This window comes from Saccharothrix sp. S26, from assembly GCF_021390395.1.
GTDB lineage: Bacteria > Actinomycetota > Actinomycetes > Mycobacteriales > Pseudonocardiaceae > Actinosynnema.
The window spans coordinates 149418-169153 of record NZ_JAJUWT010000013.1 but is presented as its reverse complement, the minus strand read 5'-3'; the positions used below and the strand labels follow the sequence as shown (position 1 = coordinate 169153).

The 19736-nt window shown below is 73.7% G+C and carries 16 protein-coding genes; 6 read left to right on the top strand and 10 right to left on the bottom strand.

Going from position 1 to position 19736, the window contains the following annotated elements; all coding sequences use genetic code 11:
• Positions 1 to 11: 11 nt before the first annotated feature.
• Positions 12 to 1100 carry a hypothetical protein gene (locus LZG04_RS22240; RefSeq protein ID WP_233819748.1) on the bottom strand — a complete coding sequence of 363 codons (1089 nt, stop codon included), beginning with the start codon at positions 1098 to 1100 and terminating at the stop codon, positions 12 to 14.
• Between the two features lie 171 nt (positions 1101 to 1271).
• Here LZG04_RS22240 and LZG04_RS22235 point away from each other — a divergent pair, with 171 nt between their 5' ends.
• Positions 1272 to 2234: a hypothetical protein gene (locus LZG04_RS22235; protein WP_233819747.1), complete on the top strand. Its 963-nt coding sequence runs from the start codon at positions 1272 to 1274 to the stop codon at positions 2232 to 2234.
• On the top strand, positions 2231 to 2446 hold the full coding sequence (locus tag LZG04_RS22230; RefSeq protein WP_233819746.1) for a DUF5703 family protein: 216 nt from the start codon (positions 2231 to 2233) through the stop codon (positions 2444 to 2446). The genes LZG04_RS22235 and LZG04_RS22230 overlap by 4 nt, the downstream gene beginning before the upstream one ends.
• 189 nt (positions 2447 to 2635) lie before the next feature.
• On the opposite strand, the gene LZG04_RS22225 is transcribed toward LZG04_RS22230, so the two are convergent.
• Genes LZG04_RS22225 through LZG04_RS22210 form a run of 4 tightly spaced genes read right to left on the bottom strand, consistent with a single transcriptional unit; the run spans position 2636 to position 7563 of the window.
• Positions 2636 to 3109: a hypothetical protein gene (locus tag LZG04_RS22225; RefSeq protein ID WP_233819745.1), complete on the bottom strand. Its 474-nt coding sequence runs from the start codon at positions 3107 to 3109 to the stop codon at positions 2636 to 2638.
• A 54-nt stretch (positions 3110 to 3163) separates the two neighbouring features.
• A complete protein-coding gene (locus LZG04_RS22220) occupies positions 3164 to 4261 on the bottom strand; it encodes an SWIM zinc finger family protein (protein WP_233819744.1) in 1098 nt (365 codons plus the stop codon).
• A complete protein-coding gene (locus LZG04_RS22215) occupies positions 4258 to 6957 on the bottom strand; it encodes a DEAD/DEAH box helicase (RefSeq protein ID WP_233819743.1) in 2700 nt (899 codons plus the stop codon). Before LZG04_RS22215 ends, LZG04_RS22220 begins: the two co-directional genes overlap by 4 nt.
• A 24-nt stretch (positions 6958 to 6981) precedes the next feature.
• A complete protein-coding gene (locus LZG04_RS22210; protein WP_233819741.1) occupies positions 6982 to 7563 on the bottom strand; it encodes a PadR family transcriptional regulator in 582 nt (193 codons plus the stop codon).
• Between the two features lie 77 nt (positions 7564 to 7640).
• On the opposite strand from LZG04_RS22210, the gene LZG04_RS22205 reads away from it, so the two are divergent.
• A complete protein-coding gene (locus LZG04_RS22205; RefSeq protein WP_233819739.1) occupies positions 7641 to 8798 on the top strand; it encodes a winged helix DNA-binding domain-containing protein in 1158 nt (385 codons plus the stop codon).
• Entirely contained in the window at positions 8795 to 9718 is a 924-nt protein-coding gene (locus tag LZG04_RS22200) for a GNAT family N-acetyltransferase (RefSeq protein WP_233819737.1), read from the top strand. The genes LZG04_RS22205 and LZG04_RS22200 overlap by 4 nt, the downstream gene beginning before the upstream one ends.
• A gap of 4 nt (positions 9719 to 9722) precedes the next feature.
• On the opposite strand, the gene LZG04_RS22195 is transcribed toward LZG04_RS22200, so the two are convergent.
• From LZG04_RS22195 to LZG04_RS22175, 5 genes are all read right to left on the bottom strand, one after another.
• Entirely contained in the window at positions 9723 to 10349 is a 627-nt protein-coding gene (locus tag LZG04_RS22195) for a TetR/AcrR family transcriptional regulator (RefSeq protein WP_233819735.1), read from the bottom strand.
• Between the two features lie 4 nt (positions 10350 to 10353).
• The gene (locus LZG04_RS22190; protein WP_233819733.1) at positions 10354 to 11943 is read right to left on the bottom strand and encodes a hypothetical protein; all 1590 of its coding nucleotides are present in this window, start codon (positions 11941 to 11943) and stop codon (positions 10354 to 10356) included.
• Positions 11897 to 13090, bottom strand: a complete 1194-nt coding sequence (locus tag LZG04_RS22185) for an FAD-dependent monooxygenase (RefSeq protein WP_233819731.1) — start codon at positions 13088 to 13090, stop codon at positions 11897 to 11899. Before LZG04_RS22185 ends, LZG04_RS22190 begins: the two co-directional genes overlap by 47 nt.
• A gap of 73 nt (positions 13091 to 13163) precedes the next feature.
• Complete coding sequence (locus tag LZG04_RS22180) at positions 13164 to 13922, bottom strand: putative protein N(5)-glutamine methyltransferase (protein ID WP_233819730.1); 759 nt, start codon at positions 13920 to 13922, stop codon at positions 13164 to 13166.
• Positions 13923 to 14365: 443 nt separating this feature from the next.
• On the bottom strand, positions 14366 to 15148 hold the full coding sequence (locus tag LZG04_RS22175; protein WP_233819729.1) for a TetR/AcrR family transcriptional regulator C-terminal domain-containing protein: 783 nt from the start codon (positions 15146 to 15148) through the stop codon (positions 14366 to 14368).
• Positions 15149 to 15227: 79 nt separating this feature from the next.
• Between LZG04_RS22175 and LZG04_RS22170 the strand changes: the two genes are divergently transcribed.
• Both LZG04_RS22170 and LZG04_RS22165 read left to right on the top strand, forming a co-directional pair.
• On the top strand, positions 15228 to 17489 hold the full coding sequence (locus LZG04_RS22170) for an excinuclease ABC subunit UvrA (protein WP_233819728.1): 2262 nt from the start codon (positions 15228 to 15230) through the stop codon (positions 17487 to 17489).
• A gap of 304 nt (positions 17490 to 17793) precedes the next feature.
• Complete coding sequence (locus tag LZG04_RS22165) at positions 17794 to 19728, top strand: S8 family peptidase (protein ID WP_233819727.1); 1935 nt, start codon at positions 17794 to 17796, stop codon at positions 19726 to 19728.
• Positions 19729 to 19736 lie beyond the last annotated feature (8 nt).

Genomic DNA, 19736 nt, shown 5'->3' with positions numbered 1-19736 from the left:
TGCCGATGAGGTCACGCGCCGGGCGCGGGTCCGCCCAGCAGCGTCTCGTCGACCAGCCGGAACCACTCCCGCACGTCGCCGAGCCTGCCCTCCAGCCAGGTGGCGAGGTCGGCGGCGAGGTCGAGGGCGCGGGGCGTGCGCACGTGCCCGGCGAGGTGCTCGACGAGGGTCTGGATGCGCCGCACGGGCGGCGGGTGGTTGCCCGCGAACGGGACGGTGAGGCCGAGCTCGTCGGCGAGCCGGTCGGTGACCTCGTGCAGGAACAGCACCAGCAGCACGGCCGCGACCAGGCACGGCTCGTACGCCTCCAGCTCGCGGTGGGTGAGGCCGTCCAGGCTGCGCAGCATGATCACCGCGGCGATCCGGTCGGCCTCGTGCTCGCGGGGCCAGCCGACGGACCGGGCGTCCAGCGCGCCGACCGGCGTGTTCGGGTCGGTCAGCCGTCGGGCGTGCGGCAGGTGCCCGGCCAGCACGTGCGCGACCTCGTGGGCCAGCACGAACTGGGTCGCCCGCCGCCCCATCAGCGACACCAGCGACGCGCGTTGCCCGGACAGCTCGGGCAGCCGCCGCGGCTCGACCGCCCCGTTGCCGTACAGGTGGGCGTTGAGGGCCTCGGCCAGCGCGTAGGACGCCTGCTCGGCGGTCAGCAGGGGTGGCGGGCCGTAGTGGGGCAGCGCGCCGGTCATGGTCTTGAGCACGGCGCCGAGCAGGTCCGGCAGCGACGTGTTGACCAGCACCAGCACGCCCCGGCCGGGCACGGGGACGCTGAGCGCGTCGAGGGTGCCGGTGGGGAACACGCCGGCCAGCACGGGGGTGGCGGTGTCCCAGCCGGCGGCACGGGCCAGGTGCAGCACCTCGGGTTGCACCGCGTCGAGGACGCGTTGCAGCTCCCGCAGGTGCGCGGGCCGGTAGGCGGCGGGCCGGACGCGCACGTCGACCAGCCGCCCGAGCAGGTCGGGCAGCGGTTCGGCGGCCACCTGGTTCCAGGTGTGGTAGCGCTCGGCGGTGTCGGCGGGCCGCGCGGGCGGGTCGAGCCGGTCGACCACCCGCCGGTCCCGCAGCAGTTGCCCGTGCCGGTTGCGCAGCTCCTCGACCGTCATCGCGACGCCTCCCCGTTCACCTGGGATAGTCGCCGGGGAAGGCCGGGTAGTACGCGTGGCGGCCGACTATCACCTGCCCAGACCAACGACAACACCCGCCCCCTGCGTGACGATGGTGGTTCGGTGATGGATGCTGGGAGGGCTGAACGGGGTCGACTGGGAGGTCCGACGTTGCGCCGACTGGCGGCGGTAGTGCTCACCGGGGTCGCGTTGGTCTCGGGCTGTGCGACCGAGGAGAACCCGGCCGATCCGCTGCAGCTCGCGGCCACGTTGGAGCCCGCGCGGCCCGCGGCGTCGCCGCAGCAGGCGGGTGTCCCCCAGGGCCGGGTGGTGCCGCTGGGACGGGCCACGTCGGTCGCCGTCGCCGGTGGCCGGGTGGCGGTCGCGGTGGCCGATCCGCCGTCGGTGGCCCTCTACCCCGTCGACGCGCCGGGTGAGCCGGTGGTGGTGCCGTTGCCCGGTCCGGCGGAACGGCTGGTCACGGTCGGTGACGCGGTGGAGGCGGTGGTGCCCGCCGGTGTCGTGGTGACGATCCGGCCCGATGGGACGACGGCGCAGCGCGCGGTGGACGGAGCGCCCGTGGACACCGCCCGGGTGGGCGGGAAGACGCTGGTGGCGCAGCGGGACCTGCGGCAGGTGTCGGTGGACGGGCACGTGGTGCGCGGCATCTCCAGCCCGGACCGGCTGGTCGCGGTGGGCGACGCGGCGGTGGTGCTGGACCGGCCGCGCAGCGCGGTGTTCGACCTGGACCCGGCGGCCGAGGGCCCCGGTGCGGGGCTGCGCGCGGGCGAGGGCGCGACGAACGCGGTGGCCGACCGGTTCGGCCGGGTGTTCGTGGTGGACACGCGGGGTGGCGAGCTGATGGCGTTCTCCACCGGCCCGTTGATCATGCGGCTGCGCTACCCCTTGCCGGGCGAGCCGTACGGGATGGCCTATGACGAGGCGCGCGACCTGGTGTGGATCACGCTCACCGGGCGCAACGAGGTCGTGGCGTTCGACGTGGCGGGTGCGGAGCCGGTGGAGCGGCAGCGCTTCGCCACGGTCCGCCAGCCGGATTCGGTGGCGGTTGATCCAGGCAGCGGGCGCGTGTTCGTCGCGTCCGGGGACGGCGCAGGGATGCAGGTGATCGGATGACGGGCGAAGGGGTGGTCGACGGGGACTGGGAGTACCGGCCGCTGCGGTTGCCGGCCGGTGTCTCCCGTCGCACGGCGACGACGCAGCTGACGATCCACGCGGAGTTCGCGGGGTGGGAGCTGTCGCGGACGCTGCTGTTCGGCGACGGTTCGCGCAAGGTGTGGCTGCGCCGCAAGCGGACGGCCGCGGTGATGCCGGGTGTGATCACCTAGGGCCGGTCCGTCGCGGCCTTCGCGGACGTCACCGCCTCGGCGGTGGCGGCGACCCCGTCCGTCCCGGGAACACCCTGGGTCGCCGCCACCGCCGCCGACCACCACAGGTGTGGTACCACAGGTGTGGTGAAGCGGGCTTCACCTGCGGTTCCGGTGCCTCCGTGGTGACAGTGGACGGTTCGACCCGCTTCAGTGGACGACGGCCCAGGTGCGCACGGTCGGGTCGACGAGGACGTCGAGCACCGCGTCGGACCGTCCGGCGGCGGTGACGCACGTGAGGTGGTCGCAGCGGTGCTCCACCGGGAAGCCGACGCCGCCCGGCGGGGTGATCCACAGCGTCAGCCGGTACGCGGGGTCGTCGCCCTCGTCGACGTACTCGGCCTCGACGACCTCGGCTCGGGCCGGCACCGCGGTGGCGCGCAGCGCGGCGGACGCGCGGGCGTCCTCGGCGGCGGTCGCGCCGATGCTGACCGCGACGAGGATCACCAGGAGGGACGCGCCCACCCACAGCACGACTTCCCACCAGGTCTGCGAGCGCGCCACGGTATTCGTGCCGCCGACGAGCGCGCCGACCGCGACGACGGCCGCGAGGATCTTCGGCGCGCGGGCCGAGCGCGGGCTGGTCAGCCGCACCTGGGTGGGGTTCGGTGGTGAGTCGACCACCTGGTGAGCGTAGGCGACCCTCCCCCGGCTTCGGGTGCTTTCGGCGGGCCGGGGCTAGTCGGCGTCGGTGAGGGCCGCGGTGGGGTCGCGGTGCGGGGTGCCGGTGGGCCACCAGTCCCCGTCGACGCGGCGGTAGGGGTACCAGCGGCCGTCGCGGCCGTAGCGCAGTTGCCGGTCGTGGACGGTCCAGCGGTTGCGCCACACGGTCGGTTCGGGCAGTTCGCCGCGGTCCCAGGCGGCGCGGGCGCGGGCGGTGTCGGTCTTGCCGGGGGTCCAGGGCTGTTCGAGGACGTCCAGGGCGGTCGCGCCGCCTTGTCGCCAGGCGCGCACGGCACGCGGTTCGGCGTCGAGGCGGTCGCGCAGGGCGGGGTGGGTGGCGGCCATGCGGATGTGGTCGCGCCGGTCGTCGGGGGCGGGCCACCGGCCGGTGGCGAGCACCTCGCGGGCCTTGGCGGCGGCGTCGGCGACGAGCAACCGCAGCACCTCGACGTCGAGGCCGGGCGCGGGCTCGAACTCCGGCAGCGGGCCGAGGTCGGCGGGCGGCGGGTCGTCGGGCAGGTCGCGGACGGGTTCGGCGTAGGCGGCGGTGGCCAGGACGCCGCTGGTGGGCCGCGCGCCGGCGACGACCTCGTCCTGGTCGCGGCCGCGCAGGAGCAGCAGCACCCAGGGGTCGGCGTCGAGCAGCCAGGACGCCTGGTGGCACAGGGCGGCGGCGTGGCGGCAGGGCAGTTCCCAGCCGGGGCAGGTGCACTCGGGGTCGAGGTCGCCGATGCCGGGCAGCAACGGCACGCCCGCGTCGGCGGCGGCGTCGGCGAGCTCGCGGGGCATCTCCCGGTCGAACAGCGCGGCGAGGTGGCCGGCCTTGGCGGCGACCTGGCCGAGGAACCGGTTCCACTCGGCGTCGGTGAGCTGCGTGACGTGGACGACCGTGTGGTAGGTGTCCTCGGTGTCGTAGACGGTGGCGGCGAGGCGGCCGGGGCTGACGGTGATGGTGCCGACGAGCCCGGCGTGGGCGTACTTGCGGCCCTGGCGCAGCGGCGCCTGGTCCAGCGAGGTGTCCTCCAGGGCTTGCAGCCACGCCTTGCCCCACCAGGAGCGGGTGTGGCGCACGCCCTTGCCGAACGCGGGGAAGCCCTTGACGCGGTCGCTCATGTGCCGCTCCGGAGTTCGACGAGGTTGCCCAGTTCGTCGTCGGACAGTTCGGTGAACGCGGCGTCGCCGCGGGCCAGGACGGCGTCGGCGAGGTCGCGCTTGGCGCGCAGCATCGCGGCGATGCGGTCCTCGATGGTGCCCTCGGCGATGAGCCGGTGCACCTGCACGGGCCGGGTCTGGCCGATGCGGTGGGCGCGGTCGGTGGCCTGGTCCTCGACGGCGGGGTTCCACCACCGGTCGTAGTGCACGACGTGGTCGGCGCGGGTGAGGTTGAGGCCGGTGCCGGCGGCTTTGAGGGACAGCAGGAACACGGGGCACTCGCCGTCCTGGAAGCGGCGGACCATGTCGTCGCGGACCGCGACGGGCGTGCCGCCGTGCAGCAGCTGGGTGGGCACGCCGCGGCCTTCGAGGTGGCGTTCCAGCAGCCGGGCCATGGCGACGTACTGGGTGAACACGAGCACCGCGCCGCCCTCGGCGAGGATGGTGTCGAGCAGCTCGTCGAGCAGTTCGAGCTTGCCCGAGCGGCCGGCGAGCTTCGGCGAGGTCTCCTTGAGGTACTGGGCGGGGTGGTTGCAGACCTGCTTGAGGCCGGTGAGGAGCTTGACGATCCGGCCGCGCCGGGCGATGCCGTCGGCCTCGCGGACCTCGGCCATGAGTTCCCGCACGACGGCCTCGTAGAGCGCGGCCTGTTCGCGGGTGAGGGCGACGGGCTGGTCGGTCTCGGTCTTGGGCGGCAGCTCGGGCGCGATGCCGGGGTCGGTCTTGCGCCGGCGCAGCAGGAACGGCCGCACGAGCCGGGCGAAGCGCTGCGCGGTCTCGTGGTCGCGGTCGGCTTCGATCGGCCCGGCCCAGCGGGCCTTGAACTCGGCCCGGGTGCCGAGCAGGCCGGGGGTGGTCCAGTCGAGGATCGCCCACAGCTCCGACAGGGTGTTCTCGACCGGGGTGCCGGTGAGGGCGACGCGGGCGCGGGCGGGGATGCGGCGCAGGGCCTTGGCGGTGTCGGAGGCGGGGTTCTTCACGTGCTGGGCCTCGTCGGCGACGACCAGGCCCCAGTCGACGTCGGCGAGCCGGTCGGCGTCCAGGCGCATCGTGCCGTAGGTGGTGAGCACGAAGCCGTCGCGGGCGAGCTCGCGGCGGGGGCCGTGGAAGCGGCGGACGGGCACGCCGGGCGCGAACCGCTCGATCTCGCGCTGCCAGTTGCCCATCAGCGACGCGGGGCACACCACCAGGGTGGGGCCGGGGTCGCGCCGGGCGCGGTGCAGGTGCAGCGCGATGAGCGTGACGGTCTTGCCCAGGCCCATGTCGTCGGCCAGGCACGCGCCCAGGCCCAGCGAGGTCATGCGGTCCAGCCAGCGCAGGCCGTGCAGCTGGTAGTCGCGCAGGGTGGCGCGCAGCCCGGGTGGTGCGGTGATCGGTTCGCGGTCGAGGTCGGCGAGGCGGGACTTGAGCTCGTCCAGCCAGCCGGTGGCGGCGACCTCGACCTCCACGCCGTCGACGTGGGTGGTGCCGGTGAGGGCCGCGCCGAGGGCGTCGATCGCGGTGACGGGCTTGAGGTGGCGTTCGCGGGCGCGGCGGGCGAGCTCGGGGTCGACGAGGGTCCAGCGGTCGCGCAGCCGCACGACCGGCCGGGTGGCCTCGGCGAGGGCGTCCAGCTCCTCGGGGGTGAGCGGGTCGTCGCCGAGGGCGAGCTGCCAGTCCACGGAGGTGAGCTGGTCTGGTCCGAAGAACGCGGGCCGGTCGGTGGGGCGTTCGCCGATGAGGACCCTCGCGGAGAGGTCGCGCACGAGGTCCTTGGGCCAGTGCACCTCCACGCCCGCGCCGGCGAGCCGGACCGCGCCGGTGACGAGCAGGTGCTCGATGTCGGAGTCGAGCAGGGCGACCTCGTCGGGCACGGCCTGGTCGAGCAGCCGTTCCAGCGGCGGCCAGGCGCGGGCGGCGCGGCGCAGGGCGACCATGGCGTCGGCGCGGGAGCGCTGGTTGGCCGAGGCCCACAGCTCGGCGGCGTCGACCACGCGGGCCGGGTCGGCGAGGTCGTGGACCTGCACGACGGCGCGGAACGGGCCCAGGCCCTCGATCCGCAGCGAGATGCGCACGCCCTGGTCGGCCCAGTCGCGCAGGTGCGGCACCTGCTGGGGGGCGGTCGCGGCGAACGCGGGCGCGCCGGCGGCGTGCACCGCGGCCGCGCCGCGCGGCATGGTGTCGGCGACGGCGTCGAGGAAGGCGTGCAGCAGCGGTTCGGCGTCGGTCAGTTCGAGCGGGTCGCGCCCGGACAGCGGCACGGCTCGGGCGTGCGCGGGCATGGCGTGGGCCAAGTCGCGGACGCGGGCGTGGTCGGCGGCGTCGAGCGGGCCGAGCAGCCAGGCGTCGAAGTCCCCGTCGGTGACCGCGGGACGCACCCGGCCGCGGGCGACCAGTTGCAGCGCCACGACCACGGCCGCGCCCCAGAACGCGGTGGCGGGGTGGGCGTGCGGTGCACGCCGGGCACGGCTGAGCAGCGGGACGGCCTCGGCCACCGGCAGGCGCAGGGCGGGCACGGTCCGCGTGCCGCCGTCCGGGGTGGCGACGGTGAGCCGGTCGGGGCCGGGTGTCCCCTGGTCGGGGCCGGTGTCGGCGGGCGGATCCTGGGCGGGGTAGAAGGCGATCGTGGATGTGCGTGGCGGGTCGGCGGCCTCGAAGACGGCCGCGTACCGCTCCAACCCTGTGTTCAGCGCTCCCCCTCGCTACTCAAGTTTGAGTATAGCCCAACTGCCGGGCGCGCCGGGCGATCCCGGCTCGCCGGCCATGGGGTACGCGCCCGCGCGCAGGCGTTCGACCAGGCCCCGGGTCCACTCGGCGCCGGTGGCCGCGGTGTGCTCCCACAGCCCGTACAGCTCCTTGACGTGCGCCGGTTCACGCCACCGCCCGGCCTGCCCGCGCGCCGCGTCACGCCGTGCCTCCAGCGCGGCGAGCCGTTCGGTGAGCAGGTCCACGGCCTCCTCGCGGGTCAGCGACGGCAGCAGCGCCAGCCCGGCGGCGAGCAGGTCGGGCCGCGTCTCCGGCCGCCGCAGCGCGTCGCGGAGCAGCACGCGGTACTCGGCCTCCCCCGCGGGGGTGATCTCGTAGTCGGTGCGGCCGGGTGGCACGTCGTGGTCGACCAGGCAGCCGTCCTTGGTGAGCTGCTTGAGCGCGTGGTAGATCGAGCCCCACTTGACGTTGGCCCACTCCCCCGCGCCCCACGACATCAGGTCGTTGCCGATCAGGTAGCCGTGGGCGCGCCCGTAGCCGCGCACCACCCCGAGCACCAGCAGCCGTGTTGCCGACATCGCGTCCTCGTCCAGGGGGTGTCCGGGTTCCGCGATCCCGGTTTCGTCGGCCAGGGTAGATCGCCGAGGATGTGCCGGTGACGCTTCCCGAGATCGACGACGCCGGGCGGCGCGCCCGCCTGGGTGTGCGACACCTGCTCGCCGCGCGTGCCGCGGCGGTGGAGGACGTGGTCGACGCCGTGGTGGGGCTGCACGCCACCGACCCGGCCACGGTGTTCCTGTCCGCGTGCGCCCGCCTGGAACGGCCCTCGGTGGCCGAGGTGGAGGACGCGCTCTACGAGCGGCGGACGCTGGAGCGGCTGCTGTGCATGCGCCGCACGATGTTCGCCGTCACCGCCGCGACCGCGCCCGTCGTGCACGCCGCCGCGGGAGCCGCCGTCGCCGCGAACGAACGCCGCAAGCTGGTCGCCTTCCTGGCCGAGGGCGCGGGCTGGGACGCCGACCGCCTCGCCGAGGTCGAGCAGGACACCCTGGAGGCGTTGCGGCGGCGCGGCGCGGCGACCACCGTCGAGCTCACCCGTGACGTCCCGGCGCTGCTCGACCAGGTCGTCGTCGCCGCCGGCAAGCCCTACGAGGCCCGGCAGAACGTGTCCAGCCGCATCATCCGCGTGCTGGCCGCGGACGGCCGGATGCGCCGGGGCCGCCCGCTGGGCACGTGGCTGGGCACCCAGTTCCGCTGGGAGCCCGCCACGCCGTGGCCCGAGCTCGACCCGGACCACGCCCGCGCGGAGCTGGCCCGCCGCTGGCTCGCCGCCTACGGGCCGGGCACGGAGGCCGACCTGAAGTGGTGGACCGGCTGGAACCTCGGCCACACCCGCAAGGCCCTGGCCGCCGCGGGCGCGGTCGAGGTGCGCCTGTCCACCGGCACCGGCTACGCCCTGCCCGACGACCTCGAGCCCGTCCCGGAGCCGCGGCCGTGGGCGGCGCTGCTGCCCGCACTGGATCCGACCCCGATGGGATGGCAGGCTCGCGACTGGTACCTGCCCGCCCGGCACCGGCCGCGCCTGTTCGACACCGCGGGCAACGTCGGCCCGACCGTCTGGTGGCACGGCGAGGTCGTCGGCGGGTGGGCCCAGCGCGCCGACGGCGAAGTCGTGTGGGAGCTCCTGCGCGACGTCGGCGCGGACGGCGAAGCGGCGATCGCCCGGGAGGCGGACCGGTTGGCGTCCTGGATCGGCGGGGTGCGCGTGATCCCCCGCTTCCGGACCCCGTTGGAGAAGGAGCTGGCGCGATGATCAGGTTGCGGAGGGTGGACGACGCGGCGGTGGAACGGCTGCTCGGCCTCGCGGTGGCCGACGCGGACCCGGCCGACGTGATGCCGCCGGGCTGGGCGCTGGACCGACCCGACGAGTTCCGCGAGTTCTACCGCGGTTTCGCCGAGGACGCCTACGAGATCGTGCTGGACGACCGCACGGTGGGCATGGCACGGCTGACCGCCAAGGGCGAGACCGGCATGTGGATCGCCCGCTGCGCCCGCGGCCGCGGTGTCGGCCTGGCCGCGCTGCGCCGCGTGATCGAGGAGGCACCCCGGCGCGGCGTCACCACGATCGTCGCCGACACCACCACCGGCAACGTCGCCGCCATGACGGTCCTGCGCAAGGCGGGCGCGACCTTCGAGGTCGACGGCACGCGCGTGTACGCGCGCATCGCGGTGCCCGACGAGCCGTCGCCCGACCTCACCGACACCTGCGAGCTGCTGCTGGCCTACCTCGACCACTACCGCGACGCGGTGCTGCGCAAGATCGACGGCCTGTCCGAGGACGAGCTGCGCACCAGCCGCCTGCCCAGCGGCTGGACGCCGTTGGCCATGGTCAAGCACCTCGCGCACGTGGAGCTGCGCTGGCTGCGGTGGTGCTTCCGCGGCGAGGACGTCGAGCGGCCCTACGGCAACCCGGACGTCGAGCGCGCCGAGTGGGTCGTCGAGGACGGTGACACCACCGACGGCATCCGGGCGTTCTACCTCGACGAGTGCGCCCGGTCGCGGGAGATCGCCGCCGAGTCGGCCCTCACCGACCGCGCCGTGCGCGGGGACCGGCCCGACGCGCCCCGCGCCACGCTGGCGTGGATCCTGTTCCACCTGTTGCAGGAGTACGCCCGCCACGTGGGCCACCTCGACATCGCGCGCGAGCTGAGCGACGGCGTGGTCGGCCGCTGACGTCTCAGGTCTCCGACTTGCGGAGCTTGGCCCGCAGCGCGCGGCGGGCGACCGGGCCGAGGTCCTCCACCACGTCCACGAGCACCGCGAGTCGGTCCAAGGCGTCGAGCGCGGCGTTCGCGCCCGCGGGGTCGACGCCCTCGAACAGCTCCAGCCCGATGAACCCCGCGCACACCGCCCGGGCCAGCCCGGCGGTGTCCACCAGGCCGCCGACCGGCGAGCCGGTCAACAGCCGCTCCAGCACGCGCTCGACCGGCCGGATCCACAGCCCGAGCGCGGCCGACGTCGCCTTGGCCAGCTCCGGGTCCGCCTGCGCGCCGGCCAGCAGTTGGGCGAGCACCATGACGTTGCCCAGCGACCGCTCCTCGGCGTGCAGGCGACGGCCCAGGTCCAGCAACTGGCGCAGGTCGGCGACCTCGTCCAGCCGGGCCGCGAACGCCGCGACCCTGGCTTCGGTCGCGGCCAGGCACGCCGCCTCCAGCAGCTCGTGCACGCTGCCGAAGTGGTAGAAGACCAGGGCCTGGTTGACGCCCGCGGTGGCGGCGATCGAGCGGGCCGACGTGCCGGTGATGCCGTGCCGCCGGATCGTCTCGATCGCGCCGTCGATCAGTCGCTGTCGGGTGTCGCCCATGCCATCACGGTAGGGGCGAGGCCGCCCGGTCCCGCTCCCGGCGTGCGCACAGGTACGGGCGGGCCAGGACCAGGGCGGTCGCGGTGAGGCCGATCCCGGCGAACACCGGCGCGAGGTGGCCCGCGTCGGTGTAGCCGATCACGCCGTGCACCACGACCGCGGGCAGGAACCCGGCGGCCGCGGCCACCGCCAGCGACCACCACACCCAGGACTCGCCCCGCCGCCAACCCCACGCGCCCAGCAGCGTGATCGCCGCGGCCGCCGACATCACCACGCCGCCGAGGCCCGCCCGGTCGTGCGCGATGAACGCCGTCAGCCGCGCGTTGGCCTCGTCCAACACCTCCGGCCCGACGCCCAGGAACACCAGGTCGCTGGGCACGAACACGTCCGACAGGCCGACCACCGACACCACCGCGCCGCCGACGAACAACCCGACTCCCGTGCACACCAGCAGCAACTGCCCGACCAGCGCCCGCCGCCGTTCGCGTTCGGGCCCGTCCGGGCAGGGCGTCCACCGCGGGTCGTCCGGTCGACGCCGGGTCGCGGCCAGGAACATCGGGAACAACACCACCGCGGCCGCGGTGTGCAACGGCTCCACGAACCCGGAGCCGAGGAAGTACAGCACCGTCGGGAACCCGATCCACCCCGACACCAGCAACGCCTCGCGCGCCCACGGCCGTCCCGCCCGGATGCCGCCGACCGCCAACCCCACGTAGAGCGCGCCGATGGCGACCATCGCGCCCGCCATGGTGATCCGGTCGTGCTGGAGGAAGTGCACCAGGTGGTGGTTGATGCCGTGCAACCGGTCCACGTCCGCGCCAAGGAAACCGCGGTCGTACCACAGCAGCACCGGGCCGAGCGTGATCGCGGCGGCGCCCAGCCCCGCGGCGACCATGCCCAGGCCCATCAGCAGGCCCCACCACCACGCCGGCCACCGTCGCGGATCCCACCCCACGTCACGCACCGAGGGAGCTGGGCGCGTCGGCGTCGCCGCCTCGACCACGCGGGAGAACCACCCGGGACCGGCGTGCACCAGCACCTCCGGCGTGGCCAGCACCACCTTCGCCGGGTCCGCCAGGGCGTCGACCGCGCGGGCCGGCGACGTCGCACGCAGGTGGACCACATCGGGGTCGGCCCCGACGCGCACGGCGTCGACGTGGGGCGACAACGCGCCCGCCACGTCCGGCCCCGTCGCCCGCACCACCACCGGCACGCGCCGACCCCTCGCGGCCACGCGCACCGCGCGGACGTCCGCCGGCCCGACCGGCCCGACCTCGACCACTCCCGCGCCCAGCAGCGGCAACGCCCTCACCGCGGCCCACGCCACCTCAGGCGGCACCACCGCACCGAGCCGGCTGCGCACCGCGACACCGGCCACCGAACCGGCCAGCCACGACGGCGCGTGCCGGTGCCCCAACACCCAGGACACCGCCCGACCGCCACCGGGCGACGACCCGACGACCGCCAACGCCCGCAGCGCCACCCGCCGCGACCGACTCGTGCCCAGCAGCGCGGCGGCGATCCCGCGCAGCGGGTGGTAGGTCCAGTCAGGCACGGCGAGCCCGTCCTTGCCGATGACGTCCGTCGCCACCATCCGGCAGCACGGGCGGCGTCCAGCCCAGGACCGGGCCCATGGCCCGCAGGGTCGCCCCGGCGGGCGTCAGCCGCGCCGCCAGGTCCCGGACCGCCACCGCCGGCGGCCACGACCAGCGGGCCACCCGGCCCAACCTCGCCGAACGGCGGGCGACCGCCCGCGTGCGAGGCCCGCGCGACCGGTCGTAGCGGGCCAACGCCGACTCGACCGTGCCCGCCGACCCCAGGCACGCGGCGAGCACCACCGCGTCCTCCAACGCCTGCCCCGCGCCCTGTCCCAGGGCCGGGTCCATCGCGTGCGCCGCGTCACCCACCAACGCCACCCGGCCGCGCACGTACGTGGCCAACGGCGGCAGCACGTGCACGTCGTGCCGCACCACACCGCCCTCCGGCACCGCCGCGAGCAGCGCGGGCACCGGGTCCGGCCACCCGCCGAACCGGCGGCACACCGCCTCCCGCTCATCACTCCCACCACCACCGGCGGGCACGGCCGCGGTCCCGAAGCAGTACCACCGCCCACCCGACAGGGCGGTGAACCCGAACCGCTCACCGCGACCCCAGACCACCGCACCCTCCGACGGCCCGTCCACCGGCTCGGTGATCATGCGCCACGCCGTGTACCCCGCGTAACGCGCGCCGCTCGCCTCCGGCCACCACCGCCGCCGCACCCCGCTGTGCACGCCGTCGGCCCCCACCACCACGTCCGCCCGGACCACGCCGTCCCGGTGCTCGACGGCGACGCCCTCACCGTCCGCCCGCACCCCGACCACCTCGTCACCGGACCGCAGGCACCCCGGCGGCACCGCCTCGGCCAACACCCGGACGAGGTCCGCCCGGCGCAGCACCACCAGCGGCAGGCCGTGACGCCGCGCGACCTCGGCGTTGTCCACCCGCGACAACCACCGACCGGACCGGTCGCGCACACCGCCCGCCGTCTCCACCGCGCCCAGCGCCCGCACGCGGTCCGCCACCCCGAGCGCCTCCAGCGCGCGCAACGCGTTCGGCCACAGCGACAGCCCCGCGCCCACCTCGCCGAACCCGGCCGAGCGCTCGAACACCACCGCCCGCCACCCGACCCGGCACAACGCCACCGCCGCCGCCAGGCCACCGATGCCGCCACCCACCACGACCACGGTCCGCTCGACCACCGGCCACCCCCCGATTTGAGCGAGTGCTCAAATCGCAGGGTAGCCAGATTTGAGCGAGTGCTCAACACACCGCTCAGGACAGCGAACCCACCACCACGGTCGCCGACAGCTCCTCGTCCGACACCACCTCGGCGCGCAACCCGCCCCGCGCGAACGCCTCGACCGTGCCCGACGCCTGCCGCGCCCCCGTCTCCACCAACAACCGCCCACCCGGCGCCAACCACCGCGCCGCACCCGCGATCACCCGCCGCTGCACGTCCAGACCGTCCACCCCACCGTCCAACGCCACCAGCGGCTCGTGCTCACGCGCCTCCGGCGGCATCATCCCGATCGCCCCGGTCGGCACGTACGGCGCGTTCGCCACCAGCACGTCCACCCGACCCGCCAACGACACCGGCAACGGCTCGTACAGATCACCCTCGTACACCCGACCCGCGCCCACGTTGCGCCGAGCACACGCCACCGCCGCCGCATCCACGTCCACCGCGTGCAACTCCACCCCCGGCACCCGATCGACCACCGCGGCCCCCACCGCACCCGACCCGCAACACAGGTCCACCACCACCCCACCCGGCCGCAGCACACCCACCGCCACCCGAACCAGGAACTCCGTGCGCCGACGCGGCACGAACACACCCGGCTCCAGCACGACCCGCAACCCGCAGAACTCCGCCCACCCCACCACGTGCTCCAACGGCAACCCGGACACCCGCCGCGCCGTCAACAGCTCCAACTCCTCCGGACCACGCGCGGCCTCCACCAACACCCGCGCCTCGTCCTCGGCGAACACACACCCCGCCGCACGCAACCGCGCGACCACATCAAGATCCATCACGACGAACGCCTCTCGCGCCGAAAACCCCGCGGGCGCCCCTCACACCGCCACGACGCGGCCGGGAGCGACCCGATGCACACCAGCGAAAATGGGTCCCACCTCCCTCGTCCGCGCCAACCTCCACACCGTATCCCACCACCGGACGACCGACGTCCGGATCCCTGAGGCAACCCCGTCGCACCGACGAACGACGATCAAGTCGTGCGGGCAGCAGGCGACACGGGGACCGTGCTCGACGCCGAGTTCGAGATCGAGCCGGACGGCGACCGACTCGCGTTGATCATGAGGAGTGCCGGCGGGAGGTCGAGCGGATCGCCCAACGGCCGCAACTCGCAGTACAAACGCACACGGGAACTGCTGCCCGGCCGACTCCGCGACCACCGGGCAGTGTTGGAAAGCGGAATCGTCGACTCCACCAGGGTCCAGCACCTGACGGGACCTCAGCCCCCACCGGCACGCGCCACCGCCGCCTCCACACCGTCCAGCAGCACCTCCAACCCCGTCGCGAAGTTCCGCGCCGCGTCCCGCTCCAGGTACGGCACGCACTCCTCCCCCTCCACCACCGGCGGCTCCTCCGCGCCCAACCACGCCGACAACGGAAACCGCTCCGCGAAGTCCGGGGCCACCTCCTCGAACACCCCCGACCGCGCGAACCACCACTCCTCGTCGGTCAGCCCCGTCTCCCGCGCCGCGCGCCGCGCCTCCGCGATCACCCCCGCCGCACCGCGCACGAACTGCACCACCGCGCCCACCACACCCCGCAACACCGACGACCCCAACCCCGTCGGCCGCAGGATCCGCAGCAGCGCCTCCACCATCGCGAACTCGTTCGGCCCCAGCACCGGCCGCGCCTGCGACACCTGCAACGCCCACGGGTGCGCCAGGTACAACTCCCGCGCGTCCCGCGCCCACGCACCCAACGCCGCACGCCACCCCGCGTCCAGCGGGTACTCCGACGGCATCTCCCCCAACACCCGATCGTACATCAGGTCCAGCAACTCAGCCTTGCTCGGCACGTACGTGTACAACGCCATCGCCGACCGCCCCAACCGCTCACCCACCGCGCGCATCGACAACGCCGCCATGCCGTCCCGGTCCGCCACCGCGACCGCCGCGTCCACGATCGCTTCCACCGACAGGCCCGACCCCGACCCGCCACCCGGCGCACGCCACAGCAGCCGCATCGACCGGCCCGCGTCACCCTGCCCGGCGAAGACCGCCACTTGTCACCCCTTTACAGCGTAAAGTACCGTGCCCGCGATCGAACTTTACGGCATAAACAAACCAGGGGGAAGCCAGGCGATGACCGCACCAGCAGACCGCCACGACGTCATCCAGGTCCGCGGCGCGAGGGAGAACAACCTCGCCGACGTGTCCGTCGACATCCCCAAACGCCGACTCACCGTCTTCACCGGCGTCTCCGGCTCCGGCAAGTCCTCCCTCGTCTTCGGCACCATCGCCGCCGAGTCCCAACGACTCATCAACGAGACCTACACCGCGTTCATCCAGTCCTTCATGCCCAGCCTCGGCCGACCCGACGTCGACGCCCTGCGCAACCTCAGCGCCGCCATCATCGTCGACCAGGAACGCATGGGCGCGAACTCGCGCTCCACCGTCGGCACCGCCACCGACGCCCACACCATGCTCCGCATCCTGTTCAGCCGCCTCGGCCAACCCCACGTCGGCACCTCCGGCGCGTTCAGCTTCAACCTCCCCGAAGGCATGTGCCCGACCTGCGAAGGACTCGGCCGCGTCTCGAAGGTCGACGTCGACCACCTCGTCGACCGCACCAAGTCCCTCAACGAGGGAGCCATCACCGTCCCCGGCTTCACCGTCGACAACTGGTACGTCCAGACCTACGTGCAATCCGGCTTCTACGACCCCGACAAGAAGCTCCAGGACTTCACCGAAGAGGAATGGGACGCCTTCCTCAACCGCGACACCACCAAGGTGAAGATCGGCAAGACCAACGTCACCTACGAAGGCCTCCTGGTCAAAGTCCAACGCCTCTACCTCGGCAAGGACCGCGAATCCCTGCAACCCCACCTCCGCGCCTTCGTCGACCGCGCCGTCACCTTCACCTCCTGCCCCACCTGCCGCGGCGCCCGACTCAACGCCGCCGCCCTCTCCTCCAAGATCGACGGCCTGAACATCGCCGACTGCTCCACCATGCAGATCAGCGACCTCGCCGACTGGGTCGCCAAGATCACCGAACCCTCCGTCGGCCCCATGCTCACCACCCTCAAGGAACTCCTCGACAACCTCGTCGAGATCGGCCTCGGCTACCTCAGCCTCGACCGACCCGCCGCCACCCTCTCCGGCGGCGAGGCCCAACGCGTCAAGATGGTCCGCCACGTCGGCTCCGCCCTGACCGACGTCACCTACGTCTTCGACGAACCCACCGTCGGCCTGCACCCCCACGACATCCAGCGCATGAACGACCTCCTGCTCCGCCTGCGCGACAAGGGCAACACCGTCCTCGTGGTCGAGCACAAGCCCGAGACCATCGCCATCGCCGACCACGTCGTCGACCTCGGCCCCGGCGCGGGCGTCAACGGCGGCCACATCACGTTCACCGGCACGGTCGCCGGACTGCGCGCCTCCGACACCCTCACCGGCCGCCACCTCGACCACCGCGCCCGCCTGCGCGACCAGGTCCGCACACCCACCGGCCACCTGCCCATCACCGGCGCGAACCTGCACAACCTCCGCGACGTCGACGTCGACATCCCCCTCGGCGTCCTGACCGTCGTCACCGGCGTCGCGGGCTCCGGCAAGAGCTCCCTCATCCACGGCTGCCTCGGCCGCCGCGACGACGTCGTCACCGTCGACCAGGCGCCCATCCGCGGCTCACGACGCTCCAACCCCGCCACCTACACCGGGCTGCTCGACCCGATCCGCACCGCCTTCGCCAAGGCCAACGGCGTCAAACCCGCCCTTTTCAGCGCCAACTCCGAAGGCGCCTGCCCGAAGTGCAAGGGCATCGGCCTGGTGTACACCGACCTCGCGATGATGGCCGGCGTCGCGTCCGTCTGCGAGGAGTGCGAGGGCAAGCGGTTCACCGCCGAAGTACTCACCCACAAGCTGCGCGGCCGAGACATCAGCCAGGTGCTCGGCATGTCCGTCACCGAGGCCCGCGAGTTCTTCACCGAGAAGCAGGCCAGGGCGATCCTCGACCGCCTGGTCGACGTCGGCCTCGGCTACCTCTCCCTCGGCCAGCCGCTCACCACCCTCTCCGGCGGCGAGCGGCAACGGCTCAAGCTCGCCATCCACATGGCCGAGAAGGCGTCGACCTACGTCCTCGACGAGCCCACGACCGGCCTGCACCTCGCCGACGTCGACCAGCTGCTCGGCCTGCTGGACCGCCTCGTGGACGACGGCAACACCGTCATCGTGATCGAGCACCACCAGGCCGTCATGGCGCACGCCGACTGGATCATCGACCTCGGTCCCGGCGCCGGGCACGACGGCGGCCGGGTCGTCTTCACCGGCACGCCCGCCGACCTGGTGGAACACGCCTCCACGCTGACCGCCCAGCACCTGCGCGCCTACGTCGGACGCTGACCTTCTTGGTCGTTTTTTGTGGGAAGTCTTCCTTCGGTGCTCGGTCGAGTGCCGGAGGAAGACTTGTTTTAGTCAACACTGAAGTTATTAAGCGTTTTGACCACCGGGGCGGGGCTCACCCGATCAGGTCCACTGTTCGGAATGCCGCAGGTCGTTCCCACTGGCGGCCGATTGTCCGACCCCTGGCGGTCCTCTAACGTTCCCGATCACGTCCGCGCGAACGTGATCGCAGAACCTCCACTCCCCCGGCCGCCCCGTGCCGCTACGGGTCGGCCGCAACCCCTGCACGAGGGAGAACCCTGCAATGGGAGACGTTCGCGGATCCAGAAGAGCCCTGATCGCGTTAGCCGCGGTCGCGGCGACCGCCACGGCGCTGGCCACCGGCGCCACACCCGCCGCGGCCGAAGGCGACATCCTCGGCGCGAGCAACCCGACCGCCATCAAGGACAGCTACATCGTCGTCTACAACCAGCTGTCCACCCAGAGCGTCGACGCGCTCACCGCCGACCTCAGCGCCAAGTACGACGCCAAGGTCGACTTCACCTACCGCCACGCGCTCAAGGGCTTCGCCGGCACGCTGTCCGAACGGGCCGCGCGCCGGCTGGCCGCCGAGCCCGGCGTGGCCTACGTCCAGCAGAACGGCGAGGTCAAGGCCACCGCGACCCAGCCGAACCCGCCGTCGTGGGGCCTGGACCGGATCGACCAGCGCGACCTGCCGCTGGACTCGTCCTACACCTACCCCAGCGACGGGACCGGCGTCACCGCCTACATCATCGACACCGGCATCCGGACCACGCACTCCGACTTCGGCGGCCGGGCGTCCTGGGGCACCAACACCGTCGACAGCAACAACACCGACTGCAACGGCCACGGCACGCACGTGGCGGGCACGGTCGGCGGCACGGCCCACGGCGTCGCCAAGGGCGTGCGGCTGATCGCGGTCAAGGTGCTCAACTGCTCCGGCTCCGGCTCGTTCGCAGGTGTCGCCGCGGGCATCGACTGGGTCACCGGCCACCACACCTCGGGCCCGGCCGTGGCGAACATGAGCCTCGGGGGCCAGGGCAGCGACCCGACCGGCGAGGCCGCGGTCCGCAACTCGATCGCCGACGGCGTGACCTACGCGATCGCGTCGGGCAACTCCAACGCCGACGCGTGCAACTTCACCCCGGCCCGCGTCGCCGAGGCCATCACGGTGAACGCCTCCACCAACACCGACGCCCGCGCCTCGTTCTCCAACTGGGGCACGTGCACGGACATCTTCGCGCCGGGCCAGAACATCACCTCGGCGTGGATGACCAACGACACCGCGACCAACACCATCAGCGGCACGTCCATGGCGGCGCCGCACGTGGCGGGCGGCGCGGCGGTCCTGCTCGGCGCCACCCCGTCGTTGACGCCCGCGCAGGTGGCGAGCGCGATGATCACCAACTCCACCGCGAACAAGATCAGCGGTCCGGGCACGGGCTCGCCGAACCGGCTGCTGTTCGTCAACACCGGCGGCGGCCCCGGCCCCGGCACGCCGTCGATCACCCCGCCCGGCAACCAGACCGGCAGCGTCGGCACGGCCACCAGCCTGCAGCTCAAGGCGTCCGGCGGCACCCCGCCGTACACGTGGTCGGCCACCGGCCTGCCGCCCGGCCTGACCATCGCCGCCGGTACGGGCCTGATTTCCGGCACGCCCACCACGGCGGGCTCCTACACCGTCACCGCCACGGTGACCGACAGCGCGGGCAAGTCCGCGAGCACCACGTTCACCTGGACCGTCAACCCGCCCGGCGGCTCGTGCACCGCACCCGGTGAGAAGGCGGTCAACGGCGGCTTCGAGAGCGGCACCACCGGCTGGTCCAACGCCACGCACACCATCGCGGCGTGGACCGGCGAGGGCGCGCCCCGCACGGGCACCCGCTCCTCCTGGATCAGCGGCTACGGCTACAGCAACACCGAGACGCTGACCCAGACCGTCACCATCCCGGCGGGCTGCGCCAACACGACGCTGTCGCTGTGGCTGAAGATCAGCACCGAGGAGTACGAGCCGGCGGTGTTCGACACCTTCACGGTCTCGGTGGCGGGCACCACGCTGGCGACCTACACCAACCTCAACCCCTCGGGTTACGAGGTGCGCACCTTCAACCTGGGCGCGTACGCGGGCCAGACCGTCGCGATCAGCTTCACGGGCACCGAGGACTGGTCCTACCAGACCTCGTTCGTGCTGGACGACGTCTCGGTGAACGCCGCCTGAGCCGACCC